Raw genomic sequence first — 13,604 nt, forward strand, 5'->3', positions numbered from 1 at the left:
CGATGGAGGGTACGCTCAATCCTGCTGCTTGCCTGCCTTTTTTCTCGACGCGCGCTTCCTGGTACTCGCGACTGACTGTATATCCGGGTGCACCTGGGGTGCAGCCACGTTGATCTGCTCAAGCCCTGCCAGATCGTCGACATAACTGAGGAAATGCTGGAGATATCCCGGCGAGATGCCGCGCATCAGGGTGACGGCGCGGTGCACTAGCGCGCTCGAGTTGAGCGGGCCTGCATTGGTGGGCACCTGTTGCAGCGACTGCCGCATTTGGCTGTCGGCACGCAGCCTGGACCAGAGCGTGCGGAATTCCTTCAATAGTTCCGGTGCGGCAAACGAAGGTGCATCGGGAGCCTCATCGCCCGCGGCGACGTGATCGACCAATGCGCCCAGCGCGCCACGCGCGCGCGCAGCATCATCGCCGGCGCCGGTGATGTCCTGGTCGCGGCGAGGCCCGTGCTCGAGATCGACTTCGTAGGCATCAAGCAGGGTGGAGAGTCGCTCATCCAGCCTTTGGCGGGCTTCGCCTTGGTAATTGGCGGCACGCCGCTCCAGCGCATCCATGAGGTGAAACTGCAAGGGATCGAAGCGATGGGCACCGCGCTCGCGCCACGTGTCGAGCCGGGTGCGGGCATGCGTCGAGCGCTTATTCATGGGACGACGCATCACTCGCAGACGACTTAGGCACCGGAGTGATTTCCACGCGACGGTTTTTGGCGCGCCCCTCTTCGTTGGCGTTGGAACTCACCGGCTGCTCGGCACCGAACGCGGCGGCGAACACCGAGGAGGCGGGCACGCCGTCGGCGATCAGCGCGCGCGTTGCCGTCAGCGCACGCTGCGCCGACAGCTCCCAGTTGTCCGTAAAGCGGCGGTTGTCGTCCAGCACCTGCTGATCATCGGTGAACCCGCTCACCATCAGGATTTCGTCGCGAGACTTCAGATAGTCGGAGAGCGGGCCCGCCAGGCTTTTCAGCAGATCGCTGCCTTCCGGCTGCAGCTGATCCGAGTTGAGCGCAAACAGCACGCTGCCGCGAATGCCGATGCGACCGTTGACCAGCGTGATGCGTCCGGCAGCGAGTGGCGCGGCCAACGCCTGCTCAAGGGTCTTGCGGCGTTGCGTCTCGGCCTGTCGTTGCGTCATTTCATCGTTCAGCCGGTGCGAGAGTTGCAGCTGCACGCCAATGACGCCGATCAGAATCAGCACGAACGCGCCGAGCAACACCGACATCAGATCGCCGAAGGCAGCCCAGATGGGCGCACCCGATTCGGCCTCAAGCTCGATGTCGTCGGTCATGCGGTCTCTGCTCCGGCGAGCACTGGCTGACCGCCGATCTGCTGCAATTCTTCGATGATCTGTTTCTGCGCCAGCATGCTGAGGTCGACCACTTCCTTGGCCTGCATGACGTAATAGGCCAGCTGTTCATCGCTGCGTGCGAGGGACTTGTCCAGCGCGTCGGCAATGATTTGCAGGCGGTCCATCAAGGCCTCGTTGGACTGGCCGTACTGTTGCACCGCCACGCCGAAGGCTTCGCCCAGGCTGGCTACTTCGACGGCACTGCCAGTGACCTGCGCGGCGACGCCACCGAGCTTGCCGGTTTCGGCCTCCACGTGTTCGATGAAGCGGGTGCCGACGCGATCGAGCAGGCTGGCCGAGGTGCTGACCAGCTCGTCGACCGCGGTGCGTTGTTCGGTGGATGCGTGATTGACGGCATTGAGCAGCGTTTCCACGGTCTCCAGCAGGCGGCCGCGTTCTTCCAGCATGGCGGTATCGCGGACCATGCTGTCCGACAGCTTCTGGCGCAACTCGGCGACGACTTCGGCGGCGATCTTCGGCGCCTCCGACGCGGCCTGCACGAGCCGCGAAATCTCCGCCATGGTTTCACTGGCATGCGCCTGGGCCTGGGCCGAGATATCGCTGGCCGTGCGCGTGAGCGTGTCGCATATCGCCTGCTGCCGGCTCGCAGCGTGTTCGCCGGCCTGTTCCCACTTCTGGCTCAGCAACGAAGTCATTGCGCCGAGCGTCTCCGTCCACGTCGCCAGGCGTTGCTGGTCGCGAGATTCCAGCGTCGCCTGAAGCTCGGCATGGGATTCGCGCACGATGCTGACCAGCGACGCCGCGTGTTCCTCAATGGTCGTACCCGCAGCAGCCAGTGCGCGCTCGTTGCGGGCAGCCTGGTCTTCATTGGCGGACTGTTGTTGCGACAGTGCGTTGTTCCATGCCTCGGCCGCGTCATGGGCACTGGCGTCGAGCCGTGTCGCCATGCCTTCCAGCAGTCCTGTGGAACGTTGCTCGAACGTAGTGGTGAACTGCTCCAGCGTCCCGCGCAGGTCCTGGTTCAGTGTCGCGTGGGCATGGCGTTGCTCTGCCAGGGCTTCGTTCCAGATGCGCGCTACGGTAGTGGTGTTGCTTTCCGCGCTGGCAGCCAGTCCTTCCAGTTGTTGCTTCACCGCCTGCGTGATCGTGACGTGCAGTTGGGTCGTCTGCTGAGCGAGGCCCGCCATCGTGGCCTCCACCACCGGTTGCAGCGCCGATGCGCCGGCGCGAGCCCCCTGGGTGACGCTGTCTTTCAGCGTCTGCTCTACCGAAGATGCGAGCTTGAGGTAGACCGCCTCGGTCTTGCCGTGGAAGGCTTCATGGCTCGCGATCTGTCGCTCATGAGCGGCCAGGTTCTGCTGCTCGATGCCGCTCATCATGGATTGAAGGCGATCGACCAGGGCGGGCATCAGCGCCGTCTGTTGTTGCAGCAGCCTGAGGGCTTCCTCGCGTTGGTACGCCTGCGAATGAACGCGCAAGGTGGTGGCGATCTTCACGTCCAACAATTGCACGGCCTGCAGCCGCTCGCGACGGACCAGGGCCGAAAGCAGCCCGAGCATCGCCGAGCTGGCCACGCCCGCGATCGAGGTGCCGAACGCAAAGGCAAGGCCGTTCACCGGCGCGGCGAGCGAGCTGCGGATCGCCTGCAGGTCGCTCGCGCTTTCCAGCGCAAAGCCGGTACCACGAAGAGTCGCCATCATGCCCAGCAGCGTGCCCAGCATGCCCAGCAATACCAGCAGGCCGGTGAGGTACGGCGTCAGCGCGGGGGCGGGCAGGGCGATGCGGTCGCCTTCTATGCGCAGGCGCGTGCCATGGCGCAGGCTGGGATGCAGTCGCTCGAGCCAGGAAGCAAGATCGGAGGGCGCAACGGATAAATCGCCAACCGCCTTCTGCAAAGTGGCCGTTGCCTGCCGATAGCGATAAAGCTCAGACGCGCCGGACAGGTAGCAGGCACCGATCAGCAGGGCGACCGCCGCGCCAAGCGGGTTGGAGCCCACGTAGCCTGCGCCGACCCAGCCGATGGCGGCGAGGCCCAGGAGGAAGGCGGCTGGAAGGACGAAATGTTTGAACATGCTGTTCTCGTTAGCGGGTGCGAAGTGCTGCAAGCAGCCCGTCGACCGGTTGAAAGCGAAGATCCAGTTCGGCCAGCAACACGCTCTGCATGTCGCGGCGAAATACATCCAGCCACGCTCCCGATGGGGTGGCTGGGTCCTGCGATGCAGGTTCGTCGGCCGGGGAGGAGTCGCCGGCCTGGCGCAATCGTTCGAAATGTTCGCCGAGCAGGGCTGGCACCGCGGCCAACAGGGTGTGCTCGCGCGGGCTCAAGGCGCGCTCCATGACCGCATCCACCTCGGCGAGGCGGACCATGTCGGCGGTTCCCTCAGCGAGCCTGTCGCGCAAGCGACCACGCAGCCTGCCGGCGACCGACTGCATCGAGCGCTGCATGGTTTGATAACGCTGGCGAAAAGGTGCGTAGTCGGCCTGGGCGTCGGCGCTGCCTTCAACGGCGGGCGCCGGCTTGGCTGCGGGAGCGCGTGCGCCAGGCCCGTCACCCTTGATGGCCTTGGCCAGGGCGGCACGCGCAAGCGCGCATTCCTCTTCCTCGACACTGGCCGACGGCAGCACCGACCCGACGCCCGCGGCCGGCTCACTGTCAAGCGCCGTGGAAAGGGCGATCGAATGCGTCCAGTCGAGCCACTGGCTCAGGCGCTGGGGTAGCGACTGCTGCGCGGGCGTGACGCCCACGTCGATCATGCGCGCAAGGTGGCGTATGAACTGCGGCCCACGAATCGCGGCGTTTTGTGCTGTTTGCACCATGCTTCTGGCTAAAAATCGGCCATTTTACCCAGTAAAGGGGGCGGACGGCTATCAAAGCGGCACGAAACTCATTGGAGGTACACATTTCCCAAGTCAGCGTCGCGCTGCGGTTGGCCAAAAGAGGGGGCTGTCTGATTGAATCCGATACGGACTGGGAGACAAACATTCGCAAATCGTTACGCCCCTACGTTCCGAAATGCAGAGTCGGGCGCAGTTTGTCTTCGGGAATGGAGCCAACCTCCGCCCAGTCTGGTCGCGCTAGTGGAAACCTTTCGCCAAGGTACTTACATTGCGATGCGTGGCGGATGCCTGGTGTGCTCAATCTCAATTCGAATGAGCGAATGATCAGATCACAAAAGCGATGTTTCTTAGCTTTAATCAAAGGAGAAGATCAATGCCTAAGGTTCAAAAGCTTGGTGCAAGCATGTTGCGTGGGAACGAAAACAATTTCTATATACGATGCAATGATGACCTCGACGATCAAGACTGCCACACAAACAGAGGAAACTTAGAATATCCGCACATTCACGTGAAGACCGATGGCCCCTATGCGCACAACGATATTCTATATATAGGAATTACTTTCGGGCCTTACGGAGGACGCAATATTGATATCTATGATAATGGGCAATACATGCTTGAGCGCCGCAGGTTGATGGAGCTCATGCAGAGACATTTAAAAGGCCTGTCACCCGACCGGCATGAGCCGCTTTCGCAATATCTGTTTGGCACACACGTGCATGATTCCAATCAATGATAGACGATTTATTGCCACATTGATGGTGAAGCTGAAGCGTCCTCGCTGATTCGAATTACTGGCAAGTAGAGGCATCACGATCAGGAATCGTTATCAGAGGCAGGTAAGCACTACTGCCCTGCCTGCTTACGCCACATCACGGCCCATGCCAGGTGATTGAGTCGATCAAGGTCGCTGGTGGTTTTTGCCTCGATCGCAGACTTTCGCTATCACGAAAAGCTCGCGTGACTTCGACCACTTTGTGTTTTTCTCGAAACCGTTTTCGACTCAAAAGCACGTGAGCTTTTCGCGCTTCTTGCGATGCTGCGCGCGCCATCCTTGGCACGTATTCCTCGCTGGGCAAGGCTATTGGAGGCGCCAGGCCAACGTTTCTCCGGCGAGAAAGGGCACAACGGGCTGACCGCCGACATCCACCACATCAGGCACCTGCCAGGGGCTGCGCGTCAGCGTGACCCTGCCTGGATTGAGGGGTAATCCATAGAAGCGGGGGCCGTATTCGGAGGCAAAGGCTTCGAGACGGTCGAGCGCACCTTCCTCATCGAACACGTGCGCATACACTTCGAGCGCAACCGGTGCATTGAATATCCCTGCGCAGCCACAGGCGGATTCCTTCATCGCGCGCGGATGCGGCGCAGAGTCCGTTCCGAGGAAAAATTGGGGCGAGTTGGAAGTCGCCGCTTTGCGCAGGGCGATGCGATGTCTTTCACGCTTCGCCACGGGCAAGCAGTAAGCATGCGGGCGTAGCCCGCGCTGGAACATCGCGTTGCGATTTATCACCAGGTGATGGGGCGTGATGGTTGCCGCGACCTGATTGCCGCTCTCCTTGATGAAATCGACCGCATCGGCCGTGGTGATGTGTTCCAGTACGACCTTGAGTCCGGGAAAGTCCCGTACGATCGAGGTAAGCACCTGCTCAATAAAGACAACCTCGCGATCGAACACATCCACATCTGCATCCGTCACCTCGCCATGGATGAGCAGCGGCATGCCGATCCTTTCCATCGTCGCCAGTACCGGATGAATTCGGCGAATGTCGGTTACGCCATGAGCCGCATTCGTGGTGGCGTTTGCCGGATAGAGCTTGCACGCGGCAAAGACGCCTCCTGCATAGCCCGCCGCCACTTCATCAGGGTCGATACCGTCGGTCAGATAGCAGGTCATCAACGGGTGGAATGAGCTGCCCGGCGGAATGACGGCGTTGATCCGATCACGGTATAGGCGAGCGGCCTCCACGGTACACACCGGTGGAACCAGATTCGGCATGACGATGGCGCGTGCGAAGCTGCGTGCCGTTGCCGCGACGGTCTGCGTGAGCTGAGCGCCATCGCGAAGATGAACGTGCCAATCATCCGGTGTGCGGATCGAAAACGTCGTCATTGATTGCAAATCTCTTGATTGATGTCTGTGAAACCGAGAGCAGCTCAGCCGCTCATTCTGATGCCGGAAGGTGTGCTTTCCGAAGTTCATCCATAAAGGCTGCGCGCAGTTCAGGCCCGCCTTCTTTCAAGGTGCGAGCCAGGCCCTGCAACTTGGAAGCGGGCAAATACTCCTCTCCCCATGCCGCCATTTCCAGCAGAAGAGGGACTAGCGCGATGCCTTTTTCCGTAAGGCTATAAATCGCCTTCTGTTTGTGGGTCGGGTCGTCGGACTTGGTAATGATCCCTTGCTGGACGAGCTTTCGAAGTCGGTCGGCAAGGATATTCGATGCGACACCTTCCAGGGATTGGGTCAGGAGTTCGCGAAAATGCCTTCGATTGACGAAAACGATGTCGCGGATGACGAGCAAAGTCCATTGATCGCCAAGCACTTCGAGCGTTTGGTTGATGACGCATTCGGATCTATGACTCGTGCGCACGCTGATTCCAACTCGAAAGGGAATGCCAGCGCCATTCTACGACAACAAAACCAGTTGCACTATAAAACCAGTTGTGATATTCAACCATCCGCCATGACGCGAGCGCCATCCAGCCCGCGCTCGCGCGGAAGGCTGCGTCGTCAGGAACCTGAGGGTTGGGACCGAAACTTCGTGGGAGGCAAAAACATGAATATGTTCAAGCAGCTGCGCAGTCTCTGGATGCCGAGCGCTACGATTTTTGCTCTGACTTGCTTTGGCAATGCCTTCGCCCAGGTGAGCTACCAAGTTACCGATCTGGGCGTTCCGAAGAATGACAATTATTCGATGGTCATGTCCGTCAACAGCGAGGGCTGGTCGGAGATCATGGCCGGGAACTTCCTGCCAGGGCAGGGGGATTCGCTATCCGGGGTGCCTCTAAACGGACGCGCACTGATAAACGTCGACGGATACTACGTCGATCTCGGCACGCTCGGCGGACCGAACAGCTGGATGAACTTTGGCGAGATCAACGACCTCGCGCAGGTAGTGGGCGATTCCGAAACAGCTGTCCCAGACCCGAACGGCGAAGACATCTGCGGATTCGGCACCCACCTTACGTGCCTTCCGTTTCTTTGGCAGCCCTTCCAGATGAGCGCCCTCCCAACCCTGGGCGGCAATAACGGGGAGGCGAGCGCGATCAATAACCGCGGGCAAATCGTCGGCATGGCAGAAAACGGTGCCATGGACCCCTCGTGTCAGGCCGGCACCATGAATAATCGGGTTCAGCTGCCGGTGTTGTGGGAAAACGGCAAGGCCAACGCCCTTCCTACGGTGGATAAAGATCCGGACGGCTTCGCATTTTGGATCAACGATCTTGGTCAAGCCGTAGGCTATTCGGGAAACTGCAGCGGCCCCATTCACGGCATCGTGTGGGAAAACCGCACGGCGTCTGCGCTTCCCGACCTCGGAACCGGCGGCTTCGGCGAGAACATCAACAACCAGGGCCAGATTGTTGGAACAGTCGGCAGTGCTGACGGCACCACCCAGACTGGCTCGATTTGGCAGATTGCCAAAGGCACAGGCACCCCAAAACTCACCACGGTGCTCGGACTGCTGCCGGGAGACGCCGCTGGCATAGCTTTCGGTAACAACATCGAGGGCCAGGTAGTGGGAGGCGAGTGGAACGCCAACGGCTACTGGTCGCATGCCTTCATCTGGCAGAGCGGCGTGATGACCGACCTCAACACACAGTTCCCCGCCAGTTCCAGCTTGTTCGCGACCTTCGCCGCCAAGATCAACAACCGCGGACAAATCGGCGGCATGGCCATCGTTTGCAGCGGGCCGCACCAGGGCGAAATGCACGCCTTTCTGGCAACCCCTGTGCAGCAAAGCGCGGGTGAGTCGATTGCACAAGCCGCGCCCAATTGCCTGCAATCCAATTTTCCCGCAGCGGACGCGGTTACACGACTTTTGAAGAAAACCGCACCTGGCGGTCGATTTGTGCGTTAACGAGCGTTTTCGAAGCGCAGTGGACCACCTCGGGAAGTTCGGAGGCTGCTTGGTGCATATCCGATCGGCACCGGCAGCCTTCGATGGCTGAGCCAGTCCGCCCAGGCCAACAGCGCTGCCCGGCGCAAAACGAAAAAGCCCCGACAGGGTCGGGGCTTTTGACACATCCTGTGCATGATGCCTCACTCGTCAAATCACTACATCCTGTGGTGACTGACATCCTTGTCGCCAGCCGATACGTCGGCCTGGACTTACGAGGCATGGCGCTATTCTCTATAACCGCAGGCGACTGGGCTATCAGGCGCCTCCTCTTTGTTATGTAGGCGGATTCCTACAAGCAGCCCAACCAAAACCCTGGCGCAGCTTGCGGTGCCGTTGGCGACGGAGGTGCAAATCCAGATGCCGCCCCCCAACCTGGTTACGGAGGCGCTGGAGCGCCATTTGCGCTACCCACACAGCGGGGAGGATCGCCTGGGTAAGCCATGCGCAAAGCCATTGTCGCAGTCTCACTAAATTGAGCTGCTGAAGCTATGTCATTTAAAAATCAATGAGTTGAAAAATTTTCCGCCGCTTACTGCCTGCTCGAGCGCGAGTGCGTTCGATTCAGAGGGGTTTCGCGGTTATCCGCGAGTATGTGGACCGTCGCATCGCACTCGCCATTCTTCTCTCCGCCCATTCCTGCGAGCAATCTCTCTGCCTCTGTGCGGAGGCGGTCGGCTGCAGATCGATCCCCCAACAAAGCTTCCGTGCCAGCAAGGTCGGCATCGATGTGCGCGATGAGCGAAGCCGGCTTCGGCGCAATCAGATTGGCCGCCGTGAGCGCGCTTTTAAATTCCCGCTTTGCTTCCGTGCTGCGACCGACCAACCCGAGCGTTTCACCGTACAGAACACGCGCCCTGATTGCGTTTTCCGAGCTTTGCTCCGCAAGTGCGTCATACATCGCGACAGCTTCGCCAGCGAAGGTGACGGCGCGTTCGCGGGCGCCGCGTGCTGCGGCAATCTCGGCCTCGACGGTAAGCGCGAAGGCGATATCCGGATGCGCCTCACGATGGTTTCGCCTTGATTCCGCAAGTGCCTGATTGGCAGCCAGTTCGGCATCGCCGATGCGCCCGCGCGCCACGAGAATTTCCGCCAAGCTCGCGCTATCGAGGCTTTGACCGTTATCGCCATAGTCCTCGCCAAGGAGACGCTGCTTCTGGTTGATGGCATCGCGGAGGTCTGTTTCCGCATCGGGGTAAGAACCCTCGCTAAAGCGGACATGCGCCAGATGGCCGAGTGTTATGGCTTCGCCGAGCGACGGCGTCGCTGCGAGCTTTCTATCCATTTCCAGTGATTTTTCATAGAACGCGCCTGCCTCCGCGAATTTGCCTTCGCGCACGAGGATATTCGCAAGATTGTTGAGGTCGCCGGCGACGTGGGCATTGGGGCCTGTGTATGCGCTTTCGTCGATGTCGAGGGCGGAACGCATGAGCACTTCGCTCTCGGCATAGCGGCCGAGTGGAAGCAGTGCCGTTGTAAGGAGCGTCATTGCATCAGCGACTTGCGGGTGCCCGGCACCAAATAGAGCGCGTTTGCGCGCGAGCGCTTCCCGCAGCAATGGCTCGGCCTGGCCGGGGTGGCCGGCGTCCATCCATATCCAGCCAAGGTTCGTTATGGCTTCGGTCAGCGCGTCACTGTCATCCGGAAGGATGCGATGCGCGAGCGCGACAGAAGTCGTGCCAATATCGATGGCCTTTTTTGACTCGCCCAGGCGCTCATCAAGGCCGGCAAGCCATGCAAGAGCCTGCACTTCTTCAGGCGAATTGCGGTTTGGCCCCGATTGAAACGCTTCGATGGCGTTCTGCAAACGCAATCTGCCGCTGCGAACGTGACCAAGCTCATCGGCTTCTTCCGCGAGCAGATATTCGACGTGCAAGGTGCGCCTGTCGGTAGCTCCAAACTGGGTTTGCGCCAGTGACGCCGCCTCTTCGAGCGGTTGTTGTGCACGATCCGCGTGACCACTGCGGCGCTCGAGGTCACCGATCAACGCGAGAATTTCAACGTGAAGCGCGGGTTGTTTTGCGAAATCTCGATCAGCGCGATCCCGGCCTTGCGCCAGCAGGACCTCCGCACTGGCTTCTTCTCCACGCGACACATTGTCGAACAGGCCCTCCATGAATGATTTGAGCGCATCCTCGCGCTGCACCTCACTTTTGGCCGCGAGTGCTTGCGCCTGTGCATCCTTGGCGGCATGGCGTGCCAAATGTGATTCGTATAAGCCGGCTGCTGTTGTGCCGGCGAGCAGCACTACCGCGACCATACTGGCCGAGACAGCCAGAGCATGCCGTTTTGTGAAAGTGAGCGTGCGATACGCAAAGGTATCCGCCCGGGCATGCAGCGGTTTGCCATCGAGGTAGCGCTCGACATCCTCACGCAGCGCTGCTGCGCTCGCATAGCGACGAATAGGGTCCGGCCGTATCGCTTCGTGCACGATCGCGTGGAGGTCGACACCCAGGCGTTGCCGCAACTGTCCATCGTCGAACACCGACGTCGCCGCACCGACGTATTGATCAAGCCTGCGTGGCTGGAGACCGGATAGAAGTTCCGCCAGCAAAACACCGAGTGCGTATACATCTACCGAGGTTGTCGTAGCGTCGCCGATAATTTGCTCCGGCGCCGCATATGCGCGCGTCAGGCGGCGTGCTTCAGTGCGTGTCTGCGCACCCTCACCGTCGCCGACGAGGAGCTTGGCGATGCCGAAATCGACGAGCTTTACGCAGCCATCCTCGTCAATGAGCACGTTGCTTGGCTTGAGATCGCGATGCACGATCAAGCTGCGATGTGCGTGCTCGACGGCCTTGGACACGTCTATAAACAGCGCAAGGCGTCCTCGCACGTCGATACCGTACTTCTCGCAATGTTGGACAAGGTTGCCGCCCGCAACAAATTCCAGTGCCAGAAACGGCGTGCCGGTCGGCGAGAACCCCGCGTCGAGCAATTGGGAAATGTGTGGATGCTGAAGTCGCACGAGAATGCTCTGTTCATGAAGAAAGCGCCGACGCTCTTCGACATCGTGAACATCGATACGTAACAGTTTGATGGCGACCTTCTGGGGGCCGCCCGGCAGTTCACGCTCCGCCTCGAATACGCTGGCCATGCCGCCGGCCCCCACGAACCGAAGCAGGCGGTAACCTGGAATGGTAGGCAGCTTATCGGCCGCGCGGCGGTCCGGCGTCGACATCCATTGCGACATGCCGCGCTCAAGAGCCTCCGCTACGGGCACGTGATTTAGGGCCTGCGTAACGAGTACCCGGAGTGCCGCGTCTTCGCAGTTTCGACGCAACCAATCGGCCTGCTCGGTAGCGGGCAACTCCAATAGACGGTCGAGCAGCGGCTCGGCCTCGTGCCATCGTTGGATAAAATCGACGCTCATCGGCAGCTTGGGGTCGGTTACGTGACTATATAGCGCAGTCGCGTGGCTATTACCGACATGACCTCACGTTTCCGGAGCCAGGCAGGCTGCCAGAAACGTGCGCGCCTTCAACCAGTCACGTTCGACAGTGCGTGCATTGACGCCGATGGTGTCGGCAATTTCCGGGCTCGAAAGCTCGGCGAACAATCGCAGCTCGGCAACTCGAGCAAGGCGCTCGTCCAACGCCGCGAGCTTTGTCAAAGCCTCGTCGAGCGCCAACACGTCAATGATGTTCGATTGCGCCACTCCCTCCGTCATCGCGGGCGCCTGGCGTTTCTGGGCCATCTTCCGCCTTGCACGGTCGATCAGGAGATGACGCATCGTGCGGCTCATGTACGCATACAGGTGTGCTTGATCCGCGAAGGCGATACCGCTGCCGTCGAGCAGCTTCAGGCAGGCCTCGTTGACCAACGCGGTCGTCTGGAGCGTATGTGCGGCTTCGTACGACCGTTGCCGGTGCGCAAGCTGCCGCAGCGTGGCATAGACCTGCGGGATCAACGCATCCAGTGCTACCGGATCGCCATCCGCAAGAATTTCGCTCATTCGAGGCTTGGTGGTCATGGACGCGATAGGCCTGTTGCCAGGAAATGGTCCGACCGTGTCGGAAGAGGCGAGCCATTTGCGCTGTAAGGAGGGATGGCGCCATTCCAGGCGACCGCAAGTTGTTGACGCGCCATCGCCCATCTCCTCAAAACAAGGATTGAAGTCATGTCAAGCCATCACTCTTCACGCAGCCGGCTCATCGTGGCGGCTGGTCTGTTCACCCTGGTCGTTGCCGGGTCCGGCAGCGTTGCGGCCAGCCCCGGGACCGATGCAACCCCCTCCGCACTCACCCCGATAGCGGCTGCCTGCGCCAACGCCCATGCCCGCATACAGGGTATCACCGCGACGACTCCCTGCCGGCATGGTATACCCGCCGCGAATTTAGCGAGTGGCCCGGGGACTTACAGCTATCAGACGATCGACTACCCCGGCGCCTCGCAGACGACCTTTTGGGGAATCAACGATCTGGACGAACTGAGTGGGCAATACTCGGTGGGCAGTGGCGTAGCCCACGCCATGGTTTATCGCCATGGACGCTTTGAGCCGCTGGATCCCTCGGTACTGGGCACCTATTTCAGCGCTTCCGGAGGGCCCACCGACCTCGGCACGACGTTTGGTGGCTATGCCGATGAAACGGGGCTGCAGCACGGCTTCCAGATTCAGCACGGACAGTTCTCCACCGTCGACTTTCCGGGTCACCTCAACTCGAACGTGGATCAAGTCAACCTGTTCGGAGCGATAGCCGGCGTGTACTGGGATGCCGACGGAGCCTTCCACGGCGTACTTCGTGAGGGAACGGGCCACGACACACCCATCGACGTAGCCGGCGCGCGCGAAACCTATCCCCTTGGCATCAACGACGAAGGCGAGATGGTCGGCTATTGGGATACGAATCCAGCCCAGACACACGGCTTCTATCGCAGTGCAGATGGGCAGTTCTCGACCATTGACGTGCCGGGCGCTGCAGCCACGGTCATCTTCGAGATCAACGATGCAGGGCAGGCCGTTGGCTATTACATAGACGCTTCCGGTAATACCCACGGTTTCATTGAAGCGCGAGGGCAATTTCAGAGCCTGGACATGCCCGGAGCGGCAGCAACCCTTGCGACTGCCATCAACAATCTCGGCGTGATCGCAGGGGAGTATTTTGACAATGCCGGCATGAGCCATGGGTTCGTTGCCACGCCCTAGCTCATCCCGTCTTGAAATCAACTCATGCATCTACCTCCTGCAAAGACAGGGGGAGGTAGATGCGATTGCCTCGTGGCGCAGGCGTCGCAGGGAAGCCGCGGCATCCGTCCGGCGGGCATGGGATCAGGCTACTAGCCCCACCGAACCCACCGCCTGATTGGCTACGTGTTTCCGGCGCAGGTCAGGAAGG

The 13,604-nt window shown here is 60.5% G+C and carries 11 protein-coding genes; 3 read left to right on the plus strand and 8 right to left on the minus strand.

What is annotated here, in order from left to right:
- Positions 1-15: 15 nt before the first annotated feature.
- From ISS99_RS05745 to ISS99_RS05760, 4 genes are read right to left on the minus strand one after another with little or no spacing between them, the layout of a single operon-like run.
- Complete coding sequence (locus ISS99_RS05745) at positions 16-651, minus strand: DUF2894 domain-containing protein (protein WP_204630633.1); 636 nt, start codon at positions 649-651, stop codon at positions 16-18.
- Entirely contained in the window at positions 644-1,291 is a 648-nt protein-coding gene (locus tag ISS99_RS05750; protein ID WP_204630634.1) for an OmpA family protein, read from the minus strand. The genes ISS99_RS05745 and ISS99_RS05750 overlap by 8 nt, the downstream gene beginning before the upstream one ends.
- Positions 1,288-3,384, minus strand: a complete 2,097-nt coding sequence (locus tag ISS99_RS05755) for a DUF802 domain-containing protein (RefSeq protein WP_204630635.1) — start codon at positions 3,382-3,384, stop codon at positions 1,288-1,290. Before ISS99_RS05755 ends, ISS99_RS05750 begins: the two co-directional genes overlap by 4 nt.
- A gap of 10 nt (positions 3,385-3,394) precedes the next feature.
- Complete coding sequence (locus ISS99_RS05760; protein WP_204630636.1) at positions 3,395-4,129, minus strand: DUF3348 domain-containing protein; 735 nt, start codon at positions 4,127-4,129, stop codon at positions 3,395-3,397.
- A 394-nt stretch (positions 4,130-4,523) separates the two neighbouring features.
- Here ISS99_RS05760 and ISS99_RS05765 point away from each other — a divergent pair, with 394 nt between their 5' ends.
- Positions 4,524-4,886, plus strand: coding sequence for a hypothetical protein (locus tag ISS99_RS05765; protein WP_204630637.1), 363 nt, complete (start codon positions 4,524-4,526; stop codon positions 4,884-4,886).
- Between the two features lie 345 nt (positions 4,887-5,231).
- Here the strand turns inward: ISS99_RS05765 and pyrC are convergent, their stop codons facing one another.
- Complete coding sequence (gene pyrC / locus ISS99_RS05770) at positions 5,232-6,263, minus strand: dihydroorotase (RefSeq protein ID WP_204630638.1); 1,032 nt, start codon at positions 6,261-6,263, stop codon at positions 5,232-5,234.
- 52 nt (positions 6,264-6,315) lie between these two features.
- Positions 6,316-6,741, minus strand: coding sequence for a winged helix-turn-helix transcriptional regulator (locus ISS99_RS05775; RefSeq protein WP_204630639.1), 426 nt, complete (start codon positions 6,739-6,741; stop codon positions 6,316-6,318).
- Positions 6,742-6,927: 186 nt separating this feature from the next.
- Here ISS99_RS05775 and ISS99_RS05780 point away from each other — a divergent pair, with 186 nt between their 5' ends.
- Positions 6,928-8,229, plus strand: a complete 1,302-nt coding sequence (locus ISS99_RS05780; protein WP_204630640.1) for a hypothetical protein — start codon at positions 6,928-6,930, stop codon at positions 8,227-8,229.
- 571 nt (positions 8,230-8,800) lie between these two features.
- Here ISS99_RS05780 and ISS99_RS05785 read toward each other — a convergent pair.
- Complete coding sequence (locus ISS99_RS05785) at positions 8,801-11,641, minus strand: protein kinase domain-containing protein (RefSeq protein ID WP_204630641.1); 2,841 nt, start codon at positions 11,639-11,641, stop codon at positions 8,801-8,803.
- Positions 11,642-11,704: 63 nt separating this feature from the next.
- Complete coding sequence (locus tag ISS99_RS05790; RefSeq protein ID WP_204630642.1) at positions 11,705-12,241, minus strand: ECF-type sigma factor; 537 nt, start codon at positions 12,239-12,241, stop codon at positions 11,705-11,707.
- A gap of 147 nt (positions 12,242-12,388) precedes the next feature.
- Here ISS99_RS05790 and ISS99_RS05795 point away from each other — a divergent pair, with 147 nt between their 5' ends.
- On the plus strand, positions 12,389-13,414 hold the full coding sequence (locus ISS99_RS05795; protein WP_204630643.1) for a hypothetical protein: 1,026 nt from the start codon (positions 12,389-12,391) through the stop codon (positions 13,412-13,414).
- The last annotated feature ends 190 nt before the right edge of the window (positions 13,415-13,604 follow it).

The organism is Dyella mobilis, from assembly GCF_016904945.1.
Taxonomy (GTDB): domain Bacteria; phylum Pseudomonadota; class Gammaproteobacteria; order Xanthomonadales; family Rhodanobacteraceae; genus Dyella_B; species Dyella_B mobilis.